Source organism: Caldicellulosiruptor naganoensis (genome assembly GCF_026914285.1).
Lineage (GTDB): Bacteria > Bacillota > Thermoanaerobacteria > Caldicellulosiruptorales > Caldicellulosiruptoraceae > Caldicellulosiruptor > Caldicellulosiruptor naganoensis.
On record NZ_CP113864.1, the window covers coordinates 2048383 to 2073046 of the forward strand.

The following is a 24664-nucleotide window of genomic DNA, read 5'->3' on the forward strand; positions in this document are numbered from 1 at the left end:
ATGATTGGTGGAATTGCAGGACTTAGCAAAGATGAGCTCAAAGAGAAGATAAAGAATGATTTTCAGCGAAAGATAATATCACTTTTTGCCATAGACCCAAAAGAAGCAACAACATACCAGCAGTACCTTGCGCTTGGAGAGGTTATAAAGGAATATTCTTTTGAAAGATGGCTAAAAACAAATAAATACTACAAACAAAACGATGTTAAACAAGTTTACTACTTCTCTATTGAGTTTTTGCTCGGCAAGCTTCTTGTGAACAATCTAATCAACTTGGGAATTCGTGATGTGTGCAAAGAGGCACTAAATGAACTTGGACTTTCACTTGAAGAGATTGAGGAGGCAGAAAGAGAGCCGGGCCTTGGAAATGGAGGCCTTGGCAGACTTGCTGCGTGTTTTTTAGACTCAATGGCTTCAATGGGTCTCCCCGGTCATGGAAATGGCATCAGATACCGCTACGGTCTTTTTGAGCAAAAGATTCAAAACGGGTATCAGGTGGAAGTACCTGACAACTGGCTTTCAGAAGAGTATGTGTGGGAGGTAAAAAGAAGTGACAGAGCTTGCATTGTAAAGTTTGGCGGAACAGTGCGTTTTGACATTGTTGATGGAAAACTGAAGGCCTTCCACGAAAACTATGAGCCTGTATGGGCAATACCTTATGATATTCCTATAATTGGATATGGCTGCAACACTGTAAATACTTTAAGACTCTGGAGTGCTGAGCCGTTTGAAAATGTATTTGACTTTGCTTCGTTTTCAAGAGGTGATTATATCAAAGCTGTGGAATACAGGTATATGGTCCAATCTATCACCCAAGTTTTGTATCCAGATGACACAAACGAGCAAAACAGGATTTTGAGGCTCAAACAGGAATACTTTTTTGTGTCAGCCGGTGTTCAAAGTATAATAAGGTCGTTCAAAAAACGTGGAAAACCAATTTATGAACTTCCAAACTATGTAATGATACAAATTAACGACACACACCCAGCACTTGTCATTCCAGAGCTTATGAGAATATTGATCGACGAAGAAGGTTTGGGCTGGGAAGAAGCATGGGAGATTACTACTAACACTGTGGCATATACAAATCATACAATAATGGCTGAAGCTCTGGAAAAGTGGCCAATTGACATGGTAAGGACCCTTCTTCCAAGAATATATACAATTATTGAAGAAATCAACAGAAGATTTTGCAGCGAGATGCTTGAAAAAACAAACGGCGATTGGCAAAAAGTTTGTAATGTCGCTATAATTCAAGATGGTCAAATAAACATGGCACACTTGGCTGTTATTGGAAGTAAGTCAGTAAACGGCGTTTCAAAGCTTCATACTGAAATTTTGAAAAATGAAGTATTGAAATGTTTTTACACCTTATATCCAGAAAAATTTAACAACAAAACAAATGGAATTACACACAGAAGATGGCTGGTTGAGGCAAATCCAGACCTGGCAAGGCTTATCTCTGAGTGTCTTCAGACAGACAGGTGGATAAAAGAGCCAATGCTTATGCTAAAGTTCAAAGACTTTGCAGATGACAAACTCACCCAAGAGCTATGTAGCAACATTAAATTCAACAACAAGGTAAAGCTTGCAAAGTATATAAAAGACAAGTACAACATAGTTGTTGACCCATGTTCAATCTTTGATATTCAGGCAAAGAGACTTCACGCATACAAACGCCAGCTTTTAAACGCTCTTCATATATTGCATCTTTACAATATGTTAAAAGAAAATCCAAACTTAGATATTTATCCACGAACTTTCATCTTTGCAGCAAAAGCAGCACCTGGTTATATCCTTGCGAAAAAGATTATAAAACTCATAAATTCCATCGCTGAAAAGGTCAACAAAGACCCAGATGTAAAAGACAAGTTAAAAGTTGTATTTTTAGAAAACTACTGTGTGTCGTTAGCAGAAAAGATTATCCCTGCAGCTGATGTCTCAGAGCAAATCTCAACAGCCTCAAAAGAAGCATCTGGTACTGGCAACATGAAGTTTATGATGAACGGCGCAATTACTCTTGGAACTTTAGACGGTGCAAATGTTGAAATAAAAGAAGCAGTTGGTGATGAGAATATCGTGATATTTGGACTTTTAGCAGAAGAGGTCTTGGACTACTATAAAAATGGCGGGTACAGTAGCAGTCAGCTTTACCAGAAAGATTTGAGAATCAGAAGGCTCATCGACCAATTAATCGGAAACTTTTTTGACGTGCCATCTGGTGAGTTTATGGATATTTATAATCACTTGATAACGTATAACGATGAATACTTTGTGCTGAAAGATTTTGATTCTTACCACGAAGCTCAAATGAAAATTGATAAGCTCTACCGAGACACCAAACGCTGGCGAAAAATGATGATAATCAACATAGGAGCATCTGGAATTTTTTCAAGTGACAATACCATTCAAAAGTATGCCGATGAAATTTGGCATATAAAAAGGGTTGAAATCCCGGATTAGGTCTTATTTTAGTTTCTCTAATTGTTCTGATATATACAAATGGTATAACATACCTGTTATCGAAGGCTGAAGTTACGTAAGATAACGGCAGCAGAATCAAATCAATAGATTATATCTGTCTTTGCAATATTGATGTGCATAACTATATACTATTTTAAAAACCAACCATAAAAAGGGTAAAAATCAATAAAATTTAATTTCGAATTTTGTAAAAAATTTATATTTTTTTTTTTTTTTTTTTTGATATTATGAAAATAAATTAGTTGTCAAAGAGGTGATATTATTCCATTAATACTTCAATATATTAAAAAAGGTTAATTTAATATTTAATAAGGCATGTTAAATAATCAAACTAATAACGGGAGGGATAGGTTTGGTATTTTCATTGTAAACTGTTTTTACTCTATAAAAGCTGAAGCAGTTTATAATTCAGAAGGTGCAGTTTCATACGCAAATGCATGGGCATTAGACAGAAACCCTAATTACCCAAGTTTTTCAGCAGATTGCACAAATTTTGTGTCCCAAGCAATGCATGAAGGCGGAAATCTTCCATTTGACAAACAAAATGGTTGGTACTGTGAGAAAGTTCTTTGGTGGTGGAACTGGGGGACAGCTTGGAGTGTTGCCAATGATCTTTATAAATATTTATCAAATCCGTCGAGAGGAACAGTTTTAGGCAAATGGGGACCAAGTCAACAAAGCGATATCAATTATAATATAACTCGAGGTGATATTTTGTTCTATGATTGGAACTCTGACGGAACATACGATCATGCAGCAATCGTTGTTGATTATGGTCGTGATGCTTATAGACCGGACATTATCGGTGATCTTCAAAATCAACACACAACCGACACGTATCATGCAATTTGGCATTTAAAACCATATAATGACAGAGCATCCTCAACAACAATAACAGCAATTCGTCCAAAATAAGAAAATGAAATGGAGGGATAAAAATGTATAAAAAGAAAGTTTTGGTTTCAATTATCTCTATTTTAGTTTTGTTTGGCGCAATATTAATAAGCATCGGGGTCAAAAGTAATCAAGATATAACCAATGAACAAGAAATAAAGAAAACAGTAATAGGTGCTTTGAAGATTTGGGAAAAACTTGTTTTTCCTTCTGAATATACAAAGTCACCAGAAATAAAAATTCCTGCTGAGGTAATAGAAAAAAAGATTAAGGAAGTTACTGATGAATGCAAAAAATATTTTAGCAGCAAATCTCTTGACTTTGTCAGTTTGAAGCTCAAAAAGCTTGGGAGGACTGGGATTGACAAAATATGGACCTCAATTTTGTCACTACATCATTTGCTAATACCAATAAATTCTAAGCCTTCCTCATATGTCATGAAGTTTTTTGGACCCTTTATCTTCATTACATTCAGTATATCTCCAGCTTCTCCCTCAATTTTTTGCTTTATCAAATATTTCTTCCCTTTTATCTCTATTTCAAAAAAGTTCATTGAATATATTGCTTCCATTATCCTTTCACTACTTATTCCTTTACCTTTTCTCCTCAAAATATATTCCAATGTCCTTTGCAGTAAAAATGCCAAAAAACATATCACAAAATGTCCTTTTATTCTGCTTTCTGTAAAGTGATATATCGGTCGCACTTCTAAACAGCTTTTCATTACTCTGAATGACTGTTCTATCTTCCATAAATCGTGATATGCTCCTAAAACCTCTTCTACATCCATATCCTTTTTGCTCGTTTGAATTGCATAATAACCGTCAAATTTCTCATCTCGTTTTATCGCTTCCTCATCCAATACATATTCTTCTGATTTTGATTTCTTCTTCAAATATTTCCTTGCACCTTTCTTTTCTAAGGCTGTTATGCTTCCTTTGTTCTCTAAAAGCTCTTTGGCTTTTCTTACCAATCTCTCTCTGTCTTCTTTGTCTTTCTTGGCTCTCTTGCTTGAATACGTTATTATCAAATTCTCTTCTATTTTGAACTCTTTACCCTCTTCATCCTTGACAATATTTGTTCTTTCCAATACCTTATATTTGAATTCATCACCATAAATTTCTTCAGCATTCAAACATCTTTTGCCATCAAGTCTTTTATATCCTTCTTCATTAAAAACTTCATCTAAAATTTCTTTACTTGCATTCTTTAATCTGCTTGCTACTATATAGTCGTACCCAGCTTCTTTTATCATCTTTAAATTTATTCTGCTGTTAAGCCCTTTGTCTGCTACTATTATTATCTTATCTATACTAAATTTTTCCTTCAGCTTCCTCAGTATCTTTACCATCGTCTTGCTATCTATCGTATTACCAGGAAAAAGTTCATACCCTATCGGTCTGCCTTCTTTGTCCACCAAAAGCCCTAATACAACTTGCACTTCATTTACCTTGTTGTCTTTGCTAAACCCAAAATTTTTAAGTTCATCCGCTCTACAACTCTCAAAGTATATTGTCGTCACATCATAAAACACTACATCAACTACCATCTTAAATAAGTCTTTATTTCTCTGATACAGGTATGTCTCTAAATCTTCTTTTACACTGTCAAGAAAATCTAAACACCTGTACAATTGATTCAAATCTATATCCTCTTCAAATCCAAAATATTTGCTTCTCTGATGATAAGTTCTTAGTTTGCTCATTGGCTCTATCAATCTCTGTATGGTCATTAAAAAACTTACTTTGTCTACATCAAATTTTATCTTTCTCTCTTTTGCTGCTTTCCCTTTTAAAAACTTATCAATTTCAAGCTCCTGCCATAACTTTCTGTATACAATGTATCCCCAGTTTTTTACAACTGCATCCGAAATATCTTCTTCAGATTCAATAGTAACAGCTTTTGCATTCTCAGTAGTTGTTTCAGCGACAATATCAGATAGTTTTTTTACAATGTTTTTAAAAGCGGGGTCATCTTTGAGAATATCAAGTCTACCAAAGTTAAATAGTACTCTTTGCTTTACTTTACCATTTTCACGGTAATTTTCGACTAACCTAACATACTGATAACCGCCAGCATTAGTAATTTTGACAAACATATGGCAACTCCTTGAAGATAGTTTGTTATATTGTACCACAAAATATTTAAAAAGTCAAGCAAATTCAGTATATATTAAGCTAAAATTTGTCCCTACATTTTTTAAAATTTTTTATTTTTCTCTTCTTGAAACCCGCATAAATTAAGACTTTGTTATTTTTTGTTAGCTCAAAAACACCTCTTAACTGACAAAGTCAAGAAAAAAGATTAAGGAAGTTACTGATGAATGCAAAAAATATTTTAGCAGCAAATCTGGATGGCTTGCAAACAGATTAGAAGTTTACCGAAACGCTGTGCTTGCTGAAGCATATCCCTCATCAAGTATTAGAACAGCAGAAGATAAAATAAATGATATAAAATTTTTAGAAATAAAAATTAATGGAGACACTGCAATGGTTGTAGTTGATGTATATGAAGAAAACAAAGCCGTGTTATCAGGTTTAGATGAGTCTAAAATTCCTCCTGCAGAGTTGAATAAAATAAACAATATTGATATTTATAAAACAACATCTGGTAAAGAAGAGGATATTATTAAGAAAAAGAAAGAAATAGAAGAACAAATTAAAAAATTACCCAAAAAAACTTTTTTAATTAATAGAGATGCTGTTATTCGCTATTATTACAATTTAGCAAAAGAAAATGGCGAGTGGAAGATAACTTCAGAAAATTTAGATTATCACCCAGGCCCACAAAATTGATAAAAAGAAAATTAAATTATAAAAGGCAGGCTGAAAATCAGAGTGAAATCCAAAAAGCCTGCCTTTTTAGTTTAAAATTCTATTGCTCTCAAAAACGCGTTGGCTATAATCATATGGCCTGTTAAATTTGGATGGATTCTGTCAAGCGCAAGTGCATATGAATGATAATGTTTTAAGAACCTGTCAAACTCCTCTTGCACATCTACAAAAATAGCGTTATGTTTTTGAGCTATTTCTTTCATTGCAAATCTGTACTCATCCATCTTTTTCCTCATAGCATCATTTTTGTTATCATCAATTATAAATGGCGACATCAGAACAAGTCCTTTTAAGTCTGGCTTTGTAAGATTTATAAGCTCATCCAAGGTAGACTTGTACTCATCCAAATACACATGGCACTCAGGAATAAGTGGATTGTCAAACTGTCTCCAAACATCATTTATACCTATCATGATAGAAAGCCAGTCAGGCTTTAAATCTAAAACATCTGTCTGCCAGCGCGCTTTGAGATGCCTTACTGTATCTCCTCCAACACCCATATTGATAACTCTTATTCTGCTTTCTGGATACTTTGCAAGAAGCTGAGCTGAAACAAGAGAAACATACCCACTGCCCAAATTGTTCCAATGCAAACCTTCGCCAACTGGTCTTGCCCTTCCACAGTCTGTGATAGAATCACCAATAAAAAGAAGTTTTGAGCCTTTTTCAATTAACATCAAAAACTCACCTTCTTTTATAAGTTCTTTAAATCTGCTTTGCCAAAAGCGCAGCACCAATTATACCCGCATCATTTCCTAAGACAGCTGGAATTATTTTAGGAGGTGTTATTTGTTTGCAATAGAATTTTTCGTAAACATATTCTCTTACCGGTCCAAGCAGGTATTCCCCTTCTTTGCTAACTCCCCCGCCAATGCAAATTACCTCTGGTTCAAATATATTGCAAACATTCACAAGCCCTTCTGCTAAATATTTTACATACTTATCAACAATTGCTGCACCAGTGCTGTCTCCCATTCGCTTTGCATCAAAAGCTGTTTTTGCATCAATCTTTGAAATATCGCCATTTACAAGTTTCATGATAGTACTGTTTATGTTTCTTGCAGCAGCCTCTCTTGTCATGCGAATTAAGGCAGTTGCTGATGCATACGCCTCCCAGCACCCTTTTCGGCCACATGTGCACTGCTCACCGTCAACACAAATCACCATGTGCCCAAGCTCAGCACCTGCATGATGTGCCCCGGTGTATATTTTCCCATCGATTATAATTCCCCCGCCAATGCCAGTTCCCAATGTGATTGTAACAGAAATCCTTGTGCCTTTTGCGCCACCTGCTATATATTCACCATATGCTGCACAGTTTGCATCGTTTTCTATGTTAACAGGCTTTGGAATATATTTTTGTATCTCTTCTCTCATAGGAACGTTTAAAAAAGCAATGTTGTTGCTGTAAAGAATCATGCCTTTTTCATTGTCAGGTGTGCCCGGACTTCCAATACCAACAGAATGAATATCATCAAGTGTAAGACCACATTCCTTTACAAGATTTAAAGAAAGCTCAGCCATATCCTTCATAATCTCTGTATAATGTCTGTGTGCACCTGTTGGAACAGAACCTTTTTTTATAATTTTCCCTTCCTCGTCAACAATCCCAGCCGCAATATTTGTTCCCCCTAAGTCAATTCCTATGTAATACACCTTCTCTCTCCTTTCTAAATCTTAAGATTTTGATTTTATTATATCAACAAAAGGAGATTAAGTAAAATATACTTTTTAGTCTCTATTTTTAGATATTTTGCATAATAAGTTTGCATAAAAATTAAATATTTTTTGTTAGCTACAAGAATTGTTTTTTTTGATATTATGAAAAAAAAATTTGCAACATAATAGAGGAGAAGCTATGAAGTTAATAGGTAAAATATTTGAGGTCTTTTTTAAATATTTCGTTTTAGTCCCTGCCTTTATTGGCTTTATTGGGGGTACTATTCTTTCCATTATTAACAAATCATTTGGCGGTCTGCTATTGATGTTAAGTGTTATAATTGTCTATTTGTTTTTACCCGAATTAGCATTGCTTATAGGAAGGTATGGATTTGAAGATATATGGAAACAATTTGGAGTCCAAACAAAACCTGACTTTACAAGACCATGGAACCTAACTAAAATAGCATTATTAATCTCCTGTTGCACAGCAGTAATTATTTTCATTTTAAAAATAATTGAAACAAAAAACTTCTTCTATCTTTTTGGTATCCCAATTAGTGGTTTGTTGTTTTATCTGGTATTGATAGCAGATAAATTAATCTACAAGTCAATATTTAACAAAAAGAGCTAATCAGTGTGTGAAAAAACACATCTGATTAGCTCTCTTTGTTTTTAAAGTAAAGTTTTCATCTTTACCTTCTCACCGCAATCTTATACTCTTTTCTGAACTTAAACTCCTCTTGCTTACCCTTGTTCCAGCACTGAACGGGTCTGTAGTAGCCAACAACTCTTGAGTAAACCTCACACTCTTTGCCGCATGTCGGACAGCTAAAGTGCTCACCTGCAACATATCCATGGTCTGGGCATACAGAGAATGTCGGTGTTATTGTGTAGTATGGAATTCTATAGTTGTATGCAATCTTTTTGACTATCTCTTTGCAAACTTGAATATCATCAATCTTTTCACCAACAAACCCGTGCAAAACAGTTCCGCCTGTGTAGCGAATCTGAAGCTCTTCTTGATGGTCCAAAGCTGTGAATATGTCATCTGTGTAATCAACAGGAAGCTGGGTTGAGTTTGTGTAAAATGGCTCGTCCTTGCCTGATGTAATTATGTCCGGGAACATCTGCTTGTCTTTTCTTGCAAGCCTGTATGATGTTCCTTCTGCAGGTGTTGCCTCAAGATTGTAAAGAATACCTGTCTCTTCTTGGTACTTTCTTATTCTTTCTCTCATAAAGTCAAGCACTTTTATAGCAAACTCTCTTCCCTCTTTTGTATCAATTCCAACACCCATAAAGTTGAGCAGGCTTTCATGCATTCCTACAATTCCAATTGTATTGAAGTGATTCTTCCAATATTCCCCAAATCGTGCGTATATGTCTCGGAGATAAAATCTTGAATACGGATATAAACCTTTCTTGGTAAGATCTTCTAATACCTCTCTTTTTATTTCAAGGCTTGTCTTTGCAATGTCCATAAGTCTTGCAAGTCTTTCAAAGTATTCATCTTCGGACTTTGACAGGTATCCTATTCTTGGCAGGTTAATTGTAACAACACCAATTGAACCAGTCAGCGGATTTGCGCCAAAAAGTCCCCCGCCACGTTTTCTGAGCTCACGATTGTCAAGTCTAAGTCTGCAGCACATTGACCTTGCATCTTCAGGTTTCATATCAGAGTTTACAAAGTTGCTGAAGTAAGGAAGACCATACTTTGCTGTCATCTCCATAATTTTGTCAACCACTGGACTGTCCCAGTCAAAATCCTTTGTTATGTTGTATGTTGGGATTGGGAATGAGAAAATCCTGCCTTTTGCGTCTCCTTCCATCATAACCTCGGCAAATGCCATGTTGAACATATCCATCTCGCGCTGAAACTCTTTGTAGGTTCTATCCATTATTTTGCCACCAATGATAACAGGCTCATCTTTTAATGTAGAAGGAGGTACCAAGTCTAAGGTTATATTTGTAAACGGGCTCTGGAAACCCACCCTTGTTGGCACGTTTGTGTTAAATACAAATTCCTGAAGAGCCTGTTTTACATCTGAATATGTGAGTTTGTCGTAGTATATAAAGGGTGCAAGGTATGTGTCAAAGTTAGAAAAAGCCTGTGCACCTGCAGCCTCACCCTGTAGAGTATAAAAGAAGTTTACAACCTGACCAAGAGCACTTCTAAAATGCTTTGCTGGTTTTGATGCAACTTTGCCTTCAACACCTGTAAAGCCGTTTAAAAGAAGATCTCTCAAATCCCATCCGCAGCAATAAACACCCAATACTCCTAAATCATGAATGTGAAGATCTCCATTAATATGGGCTTCTGCAACTTCCTTTGGATATATCTTGTTCAACCAGTACTTAGATATAACTGCTGTTGAGATATGGTTATTCAAGCCCTGCAGTGAATAGCTCATGTTGCTGTTCTCATTTACTCTCCAGTCCGTCTTCCCAATATATTGGTCAACTGTATTCTCAATGTCCAAAAACAGGTTTTTGAACTCTCTCATATCCTGATGTTGTTTTCTGTAAAGAATGTATGCTTTTGCTGTCTTTGCATGACCGTTTTCTATCAAAACCTTTTCTACTATGTCCTGAATCTCTTCAACATGAGGAATTGAGTATCCAAACTTCTTTTCCAAAAGCTCTATTACCTGGTCGGTAAGCTTTTCAGCAATTGAATAGTCAGAGCCACCAACAGCCTTTGCAGCCTTAAATATTGCATTTTCAATTTTCTTTCTGTCAAAGTCAACAATTGTTCCATCTCTCTTCATAACTTTTGTTATCATTTTTTTTACCCCTTTCACATGCCGATCTTTAAAATACTCATTCTAAACAGCCTTAAAGATTTTATACCACTATATATTGTGTCTAAAACATTTCCTGAACACAATATATTATATTCCAACACCATTTTTAAGTCAATGCAGAACGAAAAGAATTATAATTGAAATTAAGGAAATAAAAGTAAGAGAAAAGTAAAAAAACAAAATGCAGCTCTTTAAAATGCTGCTTTTATTTCTGAGCTTGTAATGGCGTTTTTTGGACATACATTAGCACAAGTTTCACATCTTATACAGTTTATACTCTTTACTTTTTCGCTTTCCTTCAAAGAACAAACCTCTATTTCCATTGGACAATTCTTGCTGCAGAGCTTGCACTCGACACATCTGTTTACATCTATCTTCAAAGACTTTTTATTTTTTCCAACAAGCCCACTTATTGTCCCCATTGGGCAGACAATACACCACGTCCTTGGTTTGGATAAAATTCCGCCAATTATTGCCAATAAAGTTGTAAGCCACAAAAGCAAAACTATACCCTTGCCAAACTTATATATATCTCCACCACTTCTTATTAAATTCATAGCCATCATAAGTATGAAAAATACAACCCAAAATGCCTTTGAAAAAACTGATTTTAAAATTTGAGGAACTGACCTTTGGAAGCTGAGCTTTGAAATAAATTCATCCAAAAAAGCACCTCTTGGACAGAATTTATAACACCAATATCTTCCTTTATAGAAACTCAAAATTACTGCCCCTGCCATACACACAAATGCAAAAAGGCCAATTAGAGGATAAAATAAGCCTGTTATAATAACTGTGGGCAGAATAAGAGCAACAAACGTCTTGTAACTGGGCACTTTTGTTGTTTTCTTGTGGTAGCCTTTTCCCAAATTCTTCTGCAAAACTTCCATGCTGTCTATACCCCCTTGCTCTTATCTTTTGTAAGTGGCCATCTTCGGGCATAATATATACCATAGGTAGGTATTGTAGATCAATTAGAAAAGCTTCATGAAAATTTTCATGGTTTAATTTTTCCATTTTCAGATTGTGCACAAGAAGAAATTTCTAAAAGTTGAGATTTTACATACACAATTAATTAAGGTATAATGGTGATTAGGCAAATATTAAAACTCATTAAAGAAAGGGGTACTCAATGCTTCTAAGAAAAGAAGGTAGAAGAAGAGAACAAAAAAAATTGATAAAAGAAAACAGACTTCTTGAGGCAGCATATAATTTATTTATTGAAAAAGGAATCACAAATACAGCAATAGATGAAATTGTTAAAAAAGCAGGGGTTGCAAAAGGTACTTTTTATCTTTACTTTAAAGATAAAGAAGATATCCTTGAAAAGTTAATACTCAGAAAAAGCGCTGAGATTGTAAAAAAAGCCTTAGTAGAAATTGAAAATAAAGAATTTTCATCACCTGTAGACAAATTCTTGTATTTCTTGGAATTTATAATTGACTACTTGAGCAAAAATAGATTTTTATTCAGATTTTTGAAAAAGGATTTTTCATGGGTATTTTTCAGAAAGATAACTGACAATGAAGAATTCTCTGAGATAAAGCTTGCAAAAGAGACTCTGCTTAAAAATATTCAAACAAAGTATTCAGAAGAAGAGTTTGAGATGGTTGTGTTCATGATTTTAGAGCTTGTCAGTTCAATCACATATTCAAGTATTGTAAAAGAAGAGCCTGCACCAATTGAAAAGGTAAAACCACTTCTTTTAGATACAATTCGAAAAATTCTTGAAAAGTGATTTTCACATTTTCTTAACTTCTATTCACACACATTTCACAATTTATTCATACATCCTCCCTTTTTTTGTCTGATAAAGAAGAAACTTTCCTTTGTCAATCGCCATCAAGTGCTCACTTAAAAACAAGGAAAAAGATGTGCATGCAAAATTTGGGTAACTTTTTTTATATCTCATTCCACGGTCTTCTGAAATATTCTTCCTTTGAAATAGTCTCTGCAAATTCTCTGCCATAAAATTCAATATTATCAATCCTCTTTACAGGAAAAATTCCTGCAATGCTACTTGTTATAAAGCACTCATCCATTTTTGCAATGTCTTCTAAAGTCAAAAACTCTTTTTTTACTTCATAACTTAACTTCTCTGCTAATAAACACACCTTTTTTCTCATAATTCCGGGCAAAAGCCCGCATGACAAGTGAGGGGTATATAAGGTAAAACCTTTTCTGAAGAATATATTGGCAAACGCAGCTTCGCAGATAAAACCTTGCTGGTTTAAAAATAAGCAGCTGTCAAATCCCTTCTTTTTTGCCCAAATTTCTTCTATAAAATTTATACCCATGTTATATGTTTTGATATAGTTCAAAATATTCTTTGAATCTTTTCTTGACCTTGCAACTATCAGACTCAAGCCCTGGGTAAATAATTCATTTGTATATCTTATCCCTTTTTCTTCAATCATCAAGGTGTTTTTGTAATATGTTACCCTAATCGCACCAAATCTTTTAGAAGATGACAGGATAAAATCAAGCACCTTTTTTTCAAAGTCTTCATACCTAATTTTGCAAGGCAGATTTAAAATCCAAAAAGCTCTTTTAAGTCTCATAAAATGATCATATAAAAAGTAAGGTATGCCCTCTTGATAATATATTGTTTCAAATGGCAAAAGTCCAAACTTAAAGGTATCAAAACTATCTGAAAAAAGCAAATTTAAACTTCCCCCATTTCAAATATTTTCTATAAACTCTCTGCAGCCTAATATCTCAAAAAATGGTTTTCCCTTGTACAAGGTCTCTTTGTACTCCTCTTCCTCATCAGAATCCCACACAATTCCGCCACCGACATTAAAATAGCTACTTTCGCCTTCTAAAACCAGAGTTCTTATTGCAATGTTAAAATCCATATTGAAATTATTTGCTATATAACCAATAGAACCAGTGTAAACTCCTCTTGGATCTTTTTCAAGCTCTTCAATTATCTTTATCGCATTTAATTTTGGTGCACCTGTGATAGACCCACCCGGAAATGTAGCTTTAATTATGTCAGAAAGCGTGACCCCAGAGTTTATTTCACCTTTTATTGTTGAAACTAAGTGAAATACACTTGAGTAGCTTTCTACCTCCAAAAGTTTTGGCACCTCAATTGACCAGGGTTTGCAGACTTTTGCAAAATCGTTTCTTTCAAGATCTACAATCATCAAAAGCTCTGATCGGCATTTTGTATCATTAAAAAGTTTTTCTTTTAAAACCTTGTCTTCATCTGCACTTTTCCCTCGCCTGATTGTACCTTTAATAGGCTTTGTTATAATCTCAGAGCCTCTTTTTCTCAAAAAAAGCTCAGGAGATGTTGAAATTATGCTTGCATTTGGCAGTTTTATGTATGCATGGTATGCACCAAAGTTTCTGTTTCGCAAACAAAAGTATAAATAATCAGGGTCAAACTTTCCTTTGAACACAAAACGCTGTGAAAGGTTAACCTGATACACATCGCCTTCATAAATATATTCTTTAATCCTCTTTACACACTTTTTATACTCTTCTTTTTCAAAATTTGGCAAAACAGACAAGACAACCGGCTTTGCAAAATCTTTATACTGCGTACAATCTTTTTGTGCCCAGATAATCTCTTTTACTTTTTCTAAGTCTTTTTTCGAAGAAAGGTTAATATAAATCTCTTTGCTAAGATGGTCAAAGACTATAAAATCCTCATAATATCCAAAAAAGGCTTTATACACACAAGAAAAGTCTCTTTTTCTTTCAACTTTATATAAGTCAACACCAAAGTTGTATGAAAAATACCCTGCAAACCCGCCATTGAAAATAAAATCTGAATCATTTCTTCTCTTTGAAACTTCTTTTGAAAGCTTTTCTAAATATTCAAAGCTATCATCATGGTCTTGGCATATAAAAACCTCTTTTGGTCTTAAAAATAAAAACGAATATCTTCCATAGCTTTTGTTATAGAGATTGCTCTCAAGAAGAACAGAAAAATCCTCTTTTAAATTAAAAAATACACAAAATGGCTTACCAAAATCACTTATAACTTGTATCTTTAACAAATTTTCACCCTCTTAAAAAGTTTTTTATCATCAAAAGACCCTGTTTAGTTGCAATTGACTCTGGATGAAACTGAACACCTTCAATTTTGTAAAACTTATGCCTTATACCCATAACCTCACCGTCTTTTGTCTTTGCAGTGATTACAAGATCTGTATTGTCTATGCTATTTCTTTCCAATATAAGCGAATGATATCTTGTGACATTTAAAGGATTTTTCAATCCTTTAAAAATTCCTTTTCCATCGTGATCTATTGTATCTACAATCCCATGCATAGGTCTTTTTGCCTTTGTAAGCCTTGCACCAAAGTACATCCCTATTGCCTGATGACCCAAACACACCCCAAGAATCTTTTTGCTTTCTTTAAAGTTATCTATTATTTCAAATAGAATTCTGTCATCGTCAGGTCTTCCCGGTCCGGGAGACAAAACTATATATGTAGGGTTTAAGCTATAGATATATCCAATGTCAATCTCATCTCTGTTTTTTACAATTGTTTTTTCACCTAATCTTAGAAAATAATTGTATAGATTATATGTAAACGAGTCAAAGTTGTCAATAATCAATACCATTTTTACCCCACTCTAAGAGTATCATATATAATACTTTATATCAAAAAAGTGCACTCTTGTAAACTTCATTTCAGCTATTGTATTATTAATGCAAGAAGCTTGATACCAAAAGTTTTAAAATATTTGTAGTTTTGTGTAAAAATGAGCTATTCAAAAATCAAAAAAAGGATTATAATTTTTCTCACAGAAAGTTTTTGAAAGGGGATGGAGAGAGAACATGGCTGCATCAAAGGTGTATTTCACAGACTTTAAAACCAAACCGGGGTATAATATGCTTGACAAGCTTGAAAATCTTGTGAAAAAGGCAGGGATCGAAACAATCGATTTCAAAAACAAGTTTGTTGCTATCAAGGTCCACTTTGGAGAACCAGGAAACCTTGCGTATATAAGACCAAACTATGTCGCAAGGATTGTGAAACTCATCAAAAGCCTCGGTGGAAAACCGTTTGTGACAGATGCAAACACACTTTACACAGGAAGAAGGAGCAACGCTTTGGATCACTTAGAAGCTGCGTATGAAAATGGGTTTAACCCGCTTGTGCTTGGCTGTCACGTTATCATTGCTGATGGACTCAAAGGAACAGAGTACAGAGAGATTGAGGTAAACCTCAAACACACACAAAAAGCAAAGATTGGATCTGCCATTGCAGACGCTGATATTATAATCTCAATGAACCACTTTAAAGGTCATGAGATGACAGGGTTTGGTGGCGCTATCAAAAATATCGGGATGGGTTCTGGCTCCCGCGGTGGAAAGCTTTTTATGCACTCATCTTCAAAGCCGGTTATAAAGACATCAAAATGTGTTGGCTGTGGAATGTGCGTCAAAAGCTGTGCTCAGCTTGCTATAACTTTGAATGAGAAGAAAAAAGCGGTAATTAGCTATGAAAAGTGTGTTGGATGTGGCCAGTGCGTTGCAGTGTGCCAGTTTGAAGCGGCAACAGTCAAGTGGGATGAGGCAGCATCAATCGCAAGCGAAAAGATTGCTGAGTATGCGTATGCAGTGCTCAAAGATAAGCCTCATTTTCATGTAAACTTTATAATGAACATATCACCTGACTGTGACTGCTGGTCACACAATGATATTCCTATTGCACCAGACATTGGTATTGCAGCATCATTTGACCCTGTTGCGCTTGACAAGGCATGTGTTGACCTTGTAAATAGCTCTGCATTCACACCAGCTGGGTCTGTGTTTGAAAAGGCAAAACACATTGAAGTTGATGGCAAGATTGACAGGTTTAAGAGCGTTCATCCTGACACAGACTGGAGAGTTGCACTAAAGCATGCTCAAGAGATTGGGCTTGGAAGTTTAGAGTATGAGCTTGTGAAGGTATAGAGAATATTCGGCACGTGGTGAAGACATATTTACCACCTAATTTATTACAGAACAGAGAATAGAAAGTACCTACCTTCTTCAGAATATCCTCAAGAAGTAACGTAGGAAACTGAAAGACATGGGAGGAGACCAAAGTTTTGAAGTCCCTGAACTTTTCAAATGGTGTCCTCCCATTCATCCCTTTGCCATTATGAGGTCTGAAGAAATTCCATGTATCCTGCCATCTTTGGGCTCTTTGAATAAATTCATCTTTTGTTTTGCATCTTTCAGCATGAATCATCAAAAAATACTCATCATCCGCTCTATGTGAATTTTCAATTATACCCATCAAGTGTTTTGCTTTTGGTGGAATAGGATTTAGCTCTACTCTTAAAAATGACAACATCTCATTCCACTCCTTAAGCTTTTTTTCGCTCCCACCACAAAACTCTGCTCCATTGTCTAATCTTATCCTTATTTGGTTTCTCACATTATGTGTCCTAAGCCATAAAGCTACCAATAGGACAAACATAAAACCAAAAGTAGATGAAAGCTCGTATGAATAAGCTGTAAATCTTGTCCTTGTTGCAACATCTATAATGTTCCATTCATAACATGGTAGATTGTATTTTTTAATGTGCTCATATACTTCTTTGGGAAGACTATCTTTGTCTAAAAGATATTTTGTATCAAGCTGGAATTCAGAAAAGGGAATAAGAGCTTCGTAATCATACAAACTTCTTTCTCCCTTTTTTGTCTTCCTTGTTTTTCCCAGGTAGCAGCATTTCTTTTGAGAATTGATTTTATCGTGTTTTCACTTATTTTAACACCGTATTTTCTGAACAAATAAAGGGAAAGACGTCTGTATTCTTGAATCCTGTTCTTTTAGCCTCTTGGGAAATAGGCTTTTCAAGTTCAGAAGAAAGTTTTTTAGGGCAAGTTTTAGGTTTTCTTGATTTATCCTCAAGGGGACCATATATTGCTCTTCTTATAGTAGCTCTTGATACACCTAATATTTTAGCAGTTTTTTATACGTTTTTGTTATTTGCCTCAAATACTTTTCGAACTAATTCTCTTGCTTTTTCGGGAGATATTTTTCTTATTTCGTGATATGGTATAATATTCATAGCAGGCTGTCCTCCCATCCTGGTAGTTTTTGAATATTTCTTTTGAATGGTAGGTTACACTTCTTAATTATATCAAGCAGGAGGGAGGCAGCCTCAATTCTTTTTATAACCTTCTCCTTAGTATCTTCGCACATTCTTTCGCTGTGGTAAATATCTTTACACCTATTCGAGGTATAGAGAATATTCTTCCTTGCCAAACTGCCGCTTTTCTGGTATGATAAAAATCATAATAAAAAATAAAATCAAAAAAGCTGAATTCCTGTGGCAAAATCCACAGGATAGGGGGGACCCACTTTTTTGGGGTGAATCAAGGCATCTTGCCTTGTAGGGCAAATATCCCTTTCTGCCCGAACCCGTCAGCTAACCCCCGAAGCTTTGAAAGGGAGGTTTGTTTTTATGAATGTCAAATTTAATCCAAAGACTCACATTCTTGAGATTGAGTATCAGTTCAGAGACGTTGATGAACCAAATCTTTTTAGGAACATCTATCCTTATAATGAAGTACCAAGGCTTGTTTTCAACCACAGGATTGTGCCCATGAACGTCCCAGAAAAACTTTATATTACCGACACAACTTTCAGAGACGGCCAGCAATCACGCTCACCTTACACTGTTGAACAAATCTGTAGAATTTATGACTATTTGCATGAGCTTGACAATGGAAGTGGCATTATTCTTCACACAGAATTTTTTGTGTACTCAAAGCAGGACAAGGAAGCAGTTTTAAAATGTTTGGAAAAAGGTTATGATTTCCCAAAGGTAACTGCTTGGATTCGCGCAAAAAAAGAGGATTTTGAGATTGTAAAAAGTCTTGGTATCAAGGAAACAGGAATTCTGGTTTCATGCTCGGACTATCACATTTTTAAGAAGCTCAAGATGACACGAAGCCAGGCAATGAAGCAATACTTAGAGATTGTGTCGGCAGCTTTAGAGGCAGGAATTATTCCAAGGTGCCATTTTGAAGACATTACACGCGCAGACTTTTACGGGTTTGTCCTGCCGTTTATAAATGAGCTTATGAAGCTTTCGAAAGAGGCAAATATGCCTGTAAAAATCAGAGCCTGTGATACCTTAGGACTTGGCTCACCAATACCGGGGGTGGCTCTTCCAAGAAGCGTTCCTCAAATAATCTATGGTATTGTCAACTATGGTGAAGTGCCATCTGAGTGGCTTGAATGGCATGGGCACAATGATTTTTACAAGGCTGTGATAAACTCTACAATGGCATGGCTTTATGGTGCTTCAATGGTAAACACATCACTTTTAGGAATAGGTGAGCGAACCGGCAACACTCCATTAGAGGCAATGGTGATGGAATATATTCAGATAAGAGGGTCTGCAGACGGTATGAATGTTGCTGTGATATCTGAGATTGCCGACTATTTTAAAAGAGAAATAGGCTATGAAATTCCGCCAATGACGCCCTTTGTTGGTGACAACTTTAACGCAACACGGGCTGGAATTCACGCAGACGGGCTTATGAAGGATGAGGAAATCTACAATATATTTGATACAGGTAAAATCTTGGGAAGACCACCAAAGGTTATTATAGATGCATACTCAGGCATTGCAGGAATTGTAATCTGGATAAACAGGTATTTTAAAGACAGCGGTATTGACATTCAGGTTGACAAAAAAGACCCAAGGGTTCAGAAGGTCAAAGAGTGGGTAGACAGTCAATATGAAAATGGAAGAAATACATCAATAAGTGATGAAGAGTTAAAAGAGGTTGTAAGCAAAATATTTGGACTGTAAAAAAACAAGCAAGGCTGCCACTTGAAAACGGCAGCCTTATGTTATATTAACAACCCTTTCTTGTGCTGGGGGAAAAGTAATTTTTTATTTTTGCCCATATTTTGTCATGTACCTCTCATGAGCTCTTTTTACCTCATCAGGTGGAATCTCGATAGGCTCGCCCATCATCTTTGCAATAAATACTGTTTTGCAACATCTTCTACCATAACAGCCGCTTTTACTGCCTCATCAACAGTCCTTCCTATTGTAAATACTCCATGGTTTTGAAGAAGAATTGCCGGGCTTTCTCCTATATACTCAACTATTACCTTGCCTATGTCTTCACCACCAATCTGAGCATACGGTCCGCGTGGAATCTCACAGCCAAACTCATTGGCAATTGCTGTCAAATATACTTTTATTGGCTGGCCCAGTGCTGCAAATGCCGTTGCATAGTTAGAATGTGTGTGCACCACTGCATTTATATGTGGCATGTGCTTGTATACATAAAGATGCATGAGGGTGTCTGTAGATGGTTTTAAATTTCCTTCAACAACATTTCCGTCCATGTCAACAGCTACCATCTTATCAGGGGTCAAATCATCGTACATCACACCTGAGGGCTTTATAACAACAAAATTTGTCTCAGGGTCGCGAGCTGACACATTTCCGGATGTCCATGTAACAAGACCATATTTTGGAAGATATAAATTGTATTTGCAAACAAGCTCTTTTAAGCTTTCAAGCATTTTTAAAATCCTCCTTTTGTTGAATTTCTGAAGATTATCTCACATTCAACCTCTTCCTTGACGCCAGTTCTGCTCTTCCTTATCATAGATAGTGCTGCTTTTGCTGCCATCTCGCCAAGCTTTTCTTTTGGGTGTTCAACTGTTGTGAGCTTTATTTCTGTCAGTGTAGAAAGGAGTGAGTTGTCATACCCTGTAACTGATATATCTTGAGGAATTCTAAATCCCATTTCTTTTAGCTTTACACAAAGAGGAAGAGCAATCTTGTCATTGTAACAAACAGCAGCATCAAATCTTTCTCTTGAGATGATTTCAGCTGCTCTGGTATGAACAAAATTGTATTCCTCACTTGTAAAAAAGATTGCATTAAACTCTGCTTGTGCCTCCTTGCATGCTTTTTCAAACCCACTATACCTTTTTATCCCCTGCAAATCGTCGCCTTTGAAAATGCCAAGAAGCTTTTTGCACCCACTTTTTATAAGACTCTGAGTAAGCTTATAAACTGCCGACTTGTCTTTGGTTATTATGTAGTTTTGTGCTATCTCTTGTAAAATAGTGTTGATGAAAATTACAGGAATCTCTTTTTGTATAAGTTTTCTGTAAAGCTCTTGATTTTTAGAAGGCAAGGCACTTTTTGTCGGCTCTATTATGACAGCGTCTATGTTGGGGTTGTTTATTATGCTCTCCAAGTGATATCTTTCAAATTCATAGCTGTTGTCAGTCGAAAACAGCAAAAGACCATACCCTTCATGTGCTATCACCTTTTCAATTCCCCTTATAATCAGGGGAAAGATGTAGTCGGATATAAATGTTGTCAGAACAGCAATGCATTTAGAGCTGTCGGCACTTTTCTTTGCAACAAACGTACCTCTCCCCTTTTGAGACACAAGGAGTCCTTCAAACTCAAGTTCCATTATAGCTCTTCTTACAGTGTGACGAGAAACTTTGAACTTTCTTGCAAGCATATTTTCTGAATAAATCTTTTCGCCCTCTTTGAACTTGCCAGAGTTAATTCCTTCAATAATAAAATCTTTTATAATCTCATATTTGGTTTTGCTCATTTTATCATCATCTTGTCCATACGAGTTTATTTTTATCATACCACTTAAAAATTTTTAAATCAATACCATTATTTAACTTGCAGGCTACCCTTCAAAAAGTCCGAAAAGCTTTTTAAAAATGGGTAGCCTGTTTTTGAAAAGTTAAAAGACCTAAAAGTTTTACATCCTTGAAACTTTTTCTTTTATCTCTTTAAGCCTCTTCATCACATCATTTGCTCCACGGCCAAAGAAGTCGTGAAGAATTCTGTATTCTCTGTAGAGTTTCTTGTAAATCTCATGGTTTTGTGGATGTGGTTTGTAAGAATAGTCTTTTAGTTTTGCCATCTTCTTTGCAGCCTCGAATATGCTGTCATATCCGCCTTTTTCTTTTCCAGCAGCAACTGCACCAAACATAGCAGAACCAAGTGCCGGTGTTTGAGGTGAAGCTGACACTTTTATTTCAAGCCCTGTTACATCAGCATAAATCTGCATCAAAAGCTCGTCTTTCTCAGCAATCCCACCACACGCATAAAGCTCTCTTATCTCTATGCCATGCTCATTGAAATTGTCAATTATTATCTTTGTGCCATACGCCGTTGCCTCAATCAAGGCTCTATACATCTCCTCTGGCTTTGTGGTTAGGGTCATGCCAAGCATCATGCCAGTGAGGTCTGCATCAACCAGAATTGACCTGTTACCATTCCACCAGTCAAGCGCCAAAAGCCCACTTTGGCCAGGCTTTAAAGTCTTTGCTTTTTCTTTTAGAAGCTGGTAGATATTTAATCCTTTTTGCTTTGCTTCTTCAAAGTAATGCGCTGGCACGCAGTTTTCAACAAACCACTCAAAATGGTCACCAACACAGCTCTGGCCTGCCTCATACCCATAAAAGCCAGGTAAAATTCCATCCTCAACACAACCACAGATACCAGGCACCATCTTTTCTTCATTCCACAAAAGCATGTGGCATGTAGATGTTCCGATTATCATCAGCATCTTACCAATATCAGTAATCACAACAGCAGGAACTGAAACATGCGCATCCACATTTGCAACTGCAACAGCTGTCCCAGGATTGAGTCCCATTAGCTTTGCCATCTCCTCTGTGAGCTCTCCAGCTTTTTGACCGATAGGGTATATATCGCGGGATAGCTTTTCATCAACAACATTTTTAAGCCTTGGATGAAGTGCCTTGAAAAACTCTCTTGAAAAACTCTTTTGAAGGATATCCTTCCCTCTTGCTCCAGATAGCTTTATATCCTGCTGTGCATGAGTTCCTCTTCTCAACCCCTGTCATTTTCATTACAATCCAGTCAGCAGCCTCGATAAATCTATCTGCCTCTTCATACACCTCTGGTGCTTCTTCTAAAATCTGCATGATTTTGGGGAATAGCCACTCGGATGAAATCTTTCCGCCATATCTTTGTAAAAACTTCTCGCCTCTTTCTTGAGCTATCTGGTTTAGCCTATTTGCATATTTTTGAGCAGCATGGTGTTTCCACAGCTTAACATAGGCATGAGGATTTGATTTGAACTTGGGAAGCTCACAAAGCGGTGTCCCATCCTTTTTGATAGGAAGCATTGTGCAGGCTGTAAAGTCAATTCCTATTCCAATCACATCATCTTTTGAAACACCTGCTTTTTTCAAGACATCTGGAACAGTTGTTGCTAAAACCTCTATATAATCCTGTGGATGTTGAAGTGCCCAGTCATAAGGAAGTTTTGTACCATCTGGCAAGCTCTCGTCCATAACTCCATGAGTGTACTCTTTCACACTTGTTGCAACCTCTTCACCTGTCTCAACATTTACAAGCACTGCTCTTCCTGACTGTGTCCCAAAATCAATTCCTATACTGAACTTTGCCATAAAAATCCCCCTTTTCCCCTTTGCTTGTGCATACATGTTTCTTTAAAAATATAGTAGCATATATGCAAAAAGAACAAAAGAGAAGGAGTGAAAAAAGTTGTACGTGAACAATTTCACATCCTTCTGTTTTAGATGCTAAAATACTATGGTACTATCTTTATCGTATTTTAGGTGTCTCATCTTGCTTTTTAAGCTCAGCTATCTCTTCTATTCTCATTGGCTTTGAAAAATAATAGCCTTGAAATTCATCGCAGCCTAATTCCTTTAATATCTCATATTGCTCTTTTCTTTCAACACCTTCAGCAATTGTTTTCAAATTCATTTCTTTTGCCATATAAATGATATTTTTAACAATAACATATTCATTACCAAAAAACTCTATTCTGCTTATAAACTTTTTGTCAATCTTGAGGGCATGAATAGGAAGTGTCAAAAGTAGCTCAAGGGACGAATAACCTGTGCCAAAATCATCTATTGAAATCTTGATGCCTTTTTCATAAAGTTTATTAAAAATTTCTTTTGAAAGTTCTAAATTATTTAAAATTACCCTCTCAGTTACTTCTATCTCAATATCTTCCGAAGTCACGTTGTGTTTTTCCAGATATTTGCTTAAAATACCCACCATATTATACATAGCAAACTCTTTTCCTGACAAATTTATGGCAACCGGTATTTTCTTGAAACCATTTTCTTTTATATATTTTACATCTCTGCAAACAATATCCAATATGAGCCTGTTTAACTCATACACAAGGCCGCTCTCTTCTGCAATCTGGATAAACTTGTCTGGGGTCAAGATCCCTTTCTGGGAGTTCCACCTCAGAAGTGCCTCAAACCCAACAACCGTCCTACCATCACGGGATACTTTTGGCTGATATACTAAAAAGAACTGTTTATTTTGAATTCCTTTTAAGATTTCAGACTCAATTTCAACTCTTCTCAAAATCTCTTCTGTCATAGACCTTTCATAAAACTCATAAAGACTTTTGCCCATATCCTTTCCACGCTTTTTGGCCATTGTGAGGGCAATTTCTGCATTTTGTAAAATTGTATCAGCTTCTGTGCCATCCTGCGGGTATCCAGCAATCCCTATGTTGATGTTTGTATATAACCATTTTCCCATTACACTCCAACTTCTTGAAAATCTTTCTACAAGATTTTCTACAATTTGTACAACCGAAGCTTTCTCTACATCTGTTGTCACTACTACAAATTCATCCCCACCAAATCTGCTGAAAATCCATTCTTTTGGCAAAAACTTTTTTATCTCCATTGCTATCGACTTTAAAAATTCATCTCCTACTGCATGTCCAAATATTTTATTGATATAACCAAAATTACTAACTTCAATAAATATCATCCAAAATTTTGTATTTTCTTTCTTGCTCTCCTCTATTCTCTCTCTAATCTTTTCGTTTAAAAAGTTTCTATTTGGAAGTCCCGTCACATCATCGTAATATGCAATAAGTTCAATATACCTGTTCAGTCTCAAATCACATGAAACATGTGGTGTTACATCTTCAAATGTCCCCACTATCCTAAATGGTATTCCCTTTTTATAGAGGATGGTAGCACA

At 35.9% G+C, this 24664-nt stretch carries 18 protein-coding genes, 3 pseudogenes and 1 riboswitch; of the genes and pseudogenes, 7 read left to right on the top strand and 14 right to left on the bottom strand.

The window, feature by feature from the left end; translation table 11 throughout:
• Positions 1–2463, top strand: a complete 2463-nt coding sequence (locus OTJ99_RS10260) for a glycogen/starch/alpha-glucan phosphorylase (RefSeq protein WP_045166306.1) — start codon at positions 1–3, stop codon at positions 2461–2463.
• 336 nt (positions 2464–2799) lie between these two features.
• Entirely contained in the window at positions 2800–3399 is a 600-nt protein-coding gene (locus OTJ99_RS10265; RefSeq protein WP_045166305.1) for an amidase domain-containing protein, read from the top strand.
• Between the two features lie 373 nt (positions 3400–3772).
• Here OTJ99_RS10265 and OTJ99_RS10270 read toward each other — a convergent pair whose 3' ends face one another.
• Positions 3773–5476, bottom strand: coding sequence for an IS1634 family transposase (locus OTJ99_RS10270; protein ID WP_045164485.1), 1704 nt, complete (start codon positions 5474–5476; stop codon positions 3773–3775).
• A gap of 292 nt (positions 5477–5768) precedes the next feature.
• On the opposite strand from OTJ99_RS10270, the gene OTJ99_RS10275 reads away from it, so the two are divergent.
• Entirely contained in the window at positions 5769–6173 is a 405-nt protein-coding gene (locus OTJ99_RS10275) for a hypothetical protein (RefSeq protein WP_232841518.1), read from the top strand.
• 71 nt (positions 6174–6244) lie between these two features.
• Here the strand turns inward: OTJ99_RS10275 and OTJ99_RS10280 are convergent, their stop codons facing one another.
• Positions 6245–6889: an SGNH/GDSL hydrolase family protein gene (locus OTJ99_RS10280; protein ID WP_045166303.1), complete on the bottom strand. Its 645-nt coding sequence runs from the start codon at positions 6887–6889 to the stop codon at positions 6245–6247.
• 28 nt (positions 6890–6917) lie between these two features.
• Complete coding sequence (locus OTJ99_RS10285; RefSeq protein WP_045166302.1) at positions 6918–7868, bottom strand: ROK family protein; 951 nt, start codon at positions 7866–7868, stop codon at positions 6918–6920.
• A gap of 202 nt (positions 7869–8070) precedes the next feature.
• Between OTJ99_RS10285 and OTJ99_RS10290 the strand changes: the two genes are divergently transcribed.
• Positions 8071–8505, top strand: a complete 435-nt coding sequence (locus tag OTJ99_RS10290) for a hypothetical protein (protein ID WP_045166301.1) — start codon at positions 8071–8073, stop codon at positions 8503–8505.
• Positions 8506–8566: 61 nt separating this feature from the next.
• On the opposite strand, the gene OTJ99_RS10295 is transcribed toward OTJ99_RS10290, so the two are convergent.
• The gene (locus tag OTJ99_RS10295) at positions 8567–10654 is read right to left on the bottom strand and encodes a ribonucleoside triphosphate reductase (RefSeq protein WP_045166300.1); all 2088 of its coding nucleotides are present in this window, start codon (positions 10652–10654) and stop codon (positions 8567–8569) included.
• Positions 10655–10866: 212 nt separating this feature from the next.
• Entirely contained in the window at positions 10867–11565 is a 699-nt protein-coding gene (locus OTJ99_RS10300) for a 4Fe-4S binding protein (protein ID WP_045166299.1), read from the bottom strand.
• Positions 11566–11807: 242 nt separating this feature from the next.
• On the opposite strand from OTJ99_RS10300, the gene OTJ99_RS10305 reads away from it, so the two are divergent.
• A complete protein-coding gene (locus OTJ99_RS10305; RefSeq protein WP_045166298.1) occupies positions 11808–12413 on the top strand; it encodes a TetR/AcrR family transcriptional regulator in 606 nt (201 codons plus the stop codon).
• A 163-nt stretch (positions 12414–12576) separates the two neighbouring features.
• Here OTJ99_RS10305 and OTJ99_RS10310 read toward each other — a convergent pair whose 3' ends face one another.
• Genes OTJ99_RS10310 through OTJ99_RS10320 form a run of 3 tightly spaced genes read right to left on the bottom strand, consistent with a single transcriptional unit; the run spans position 12577 to position 15259 of the window.
• Positions 12577–13338 carry an aminotransferase class IV gene (locus OTJ99_RS10310; RefSeq protein WP_045166297.1) on the bottom strand — a complete coding sequence of 254 codons (762 nt, stop codon included), beginning with the start codon at positions 13336–13338 and terminating at the stop codon, positions 12577–12579.
• 18 nt (positions 13339–13356) lie between these two features.
• Entirely contained in the window at positions 13357–14679 is a 1323-nt protein-coding gene (pabB, locus tag OTJ99_RS10315) for an aminodeoxychorismate synthase component I (RefSeq protein ID WP_108720947.1), read from the bottom strand.
• Between the two features lie 13 nt (positions 14680–14692).
• Positions 14693–15259, bottom strand: coding sequence for an anthranilate synthase component II (locus OTJ99_RS10320; protein ID WP_045166295.1), 567 nt, complete (start codon positions 15257–15259; stop codon positions 14693–14695).
• Positions 15260–15476: 217 nt separating this feature from the next.
• On the opposite strand from OTJ99_RS10320, the gene OTJ99_RS10325 reads away from it, so the two are divergent.
• Positions 15477–16598, top strand: coding sequence for a DUF362 domain-containing protein (locus tag OTJ99_RS10325; protein WP_045166294.1), 1122 nt, complete (start codon positions 15477–15479; stop codon positions 16596–16598).
• On the opposite strand, the pseudogene OTJ99_RS10330 reads toward OTJ99_RS10325, so the two are convergent.
• Positions 16501–17704 (bottom strand): annotated as a pseudogene (locus OTJ99_RS10330) (IS481 family transposase). The gene OTJ99_RS10325 and the pseudogene OTJ99_RS10330 sit on opposite strands and share 98 nt — an antisense overlap.
• On the bottom strand, positions 17701–17901 hold the full coding sequence (locus OTJ99_RS10335) for a hypothetical protein (protein WP_157841376.1): 201 nt from the start codon (positions 17899–17901) through the stop codon (positions 17701–17703). Before OTJ99_RS10335 ends, OTJ99_RS10330 begins: the two are co-directional and overlap by 4 nt.
• 42 nt (positions 17902–17943) lie before the next feature.
• Positions 17944–18095: riboswitch (cyclic di-AMP (ydaO/yuaA leader) on the top strand.
• Positions 18096–18100: 5 nt separating this feature from the next.
• On the opposite strand from OTJ99_RS10335, the gene OTJ99_RS10340 reads away from it, so the two are divergent.
• A complete protein-coding gene (locus OTJ99_RS10340) occupies positions 18101–19459 on the top strand; it encodes a beta/alpha barrel domain-containing protein (protein ID WP_045166291.1) in 1359 nt (452 codons plus the stop codon).
• An 84-nt stretch (positions 19460–19543) separates the two neighbouring features.
• Here OTJ99_RS10340 and OTJ99_RS10345 read toward each other — a convergent pair.
• The 4 genes and pseudogenes from OTJ99_RS10345 to OTJ99_RS10360 form a co-directional block, all read right to left on the bottom strand.
• Positions 19544–20187: pseudogene (locus tag OTJ99_RS10345) on the bottom strand (L-ribulose-5-phosphate 4-epimerase).
• A 2-nt stretch (positions 20188–20189) separates the two neighbouring features.
• Complete coding sequence (locus OTJ99_RS10350; protein ID WP_045166290.1) at positions 20190–21284, bottom strand: GntR family transcriptional regulator; 1095 nt, start codon at positions 21282–21284, stop codon at positions 20190–20192.
• A 120-nt stretch (positions 21285–21404) separates the two neighbouring features.
• A pseudogene (locus tag OTJ99_RS10355) lies at positions 21405–23088 on the bottom strand (ribulokinase).
• A gap of 157 nt (positions 23089–23245) precedes the next feature.
• Positions 23246–24622: a putative bifunctional diguanylate cyclase/phosphodiesterase gene (locus OTJ99_RS10360; protein ID WP_235374986.1), complete on the bottom strand. Its 1377-nt coding sequence runs from the start codon at positions 24620–24622 to the stop codon at positions 23246–23248.
• Positions 24623–24664 lie beyond the last annotated feature (42 nt).

Coding starts and splice junctions, on each gene's coding strand:
- OTJ99_RS10260 (WP_045166306.1), top strand. CDS start 1: ATGATTGGTGGAATTGCAGGACTTAGCAAAGATGAGCTCAAAGAGAAG.
- OTJ99_RS10265 (WP_045166305.1), top strand. CDS start 2,800: ATGTTAAATAATCAAACTAATAACGGGAGGGATAGGTTTGGTATTTTC.
- OTJ99_RS10270 (WP_045164485.1), bottom strand. CDS start 5,476: ATGTTTGTCAAAATTACTAATGCTGGCGGTTATCAGTATGTTAGGTTA.
- OTJ99_RS10280 (WP_045166303.1), bottom strand. CDS start 6,889: ATGTTAATTGAAAAAGGCTCAAAACTTCTTTTTATTGGTGATTCTATC.
- OTJ99_RS10290 (WP_045166301.1), top strand. CDS start 8,071: ATGAAGTTAATAGGTAAAATATTTGAGGTCTTTTTTAAATATTTCGTT.
- OTJ99_RS10295 (WP_045166300.1), bottom strand. CDS start 10,654: ATGATAACAAAAGTTATGAAGAGAGATGGAACAATTGTTGACTTTGAC.
- OTJ99_RS10300 (WP_045166299.1), bottom strand. CDS start 11,565: ATGGAAGTTTTGCAGAAGAATTTGGGAAAAGGCTACCACAAGAAAACA.
- OTJ99_RS10305 (WP_045166298.1), top strand. CDS start 11,808: ATGCTTCTAAGAAAAGAAGGTAGAAGAAGAGAACAAAAAAAATTGATA.
- OTJ99_RS10320 (WP_045166295.1), bottom strand. CDS start 15,259: ATGGTATTGATTATTGACAACTTTGACTCGTTTACATATAATCTATAC.
- OTJ99_RS10325 (WP_045166294.1), top strand. CDS start 15,477: ATGGCTGCATCAAAGGTGTATTTCACAGACTTTAAAACCAAACCGGGG.
- OTJ99_RS10340 (WP_045166291.1), top strand. CDS start 18,101: ATGAATGTCAAATTTAATCCAAAGACTCACATTCTTGAGATTGAGTAT.
- OTJ99_RS10350 (WP_045166290.1), bottom strand. CDS start 21,284: ATGATAAAAATAAACTCGTATGGACAAGATGATGATAAAATGAGCAAA.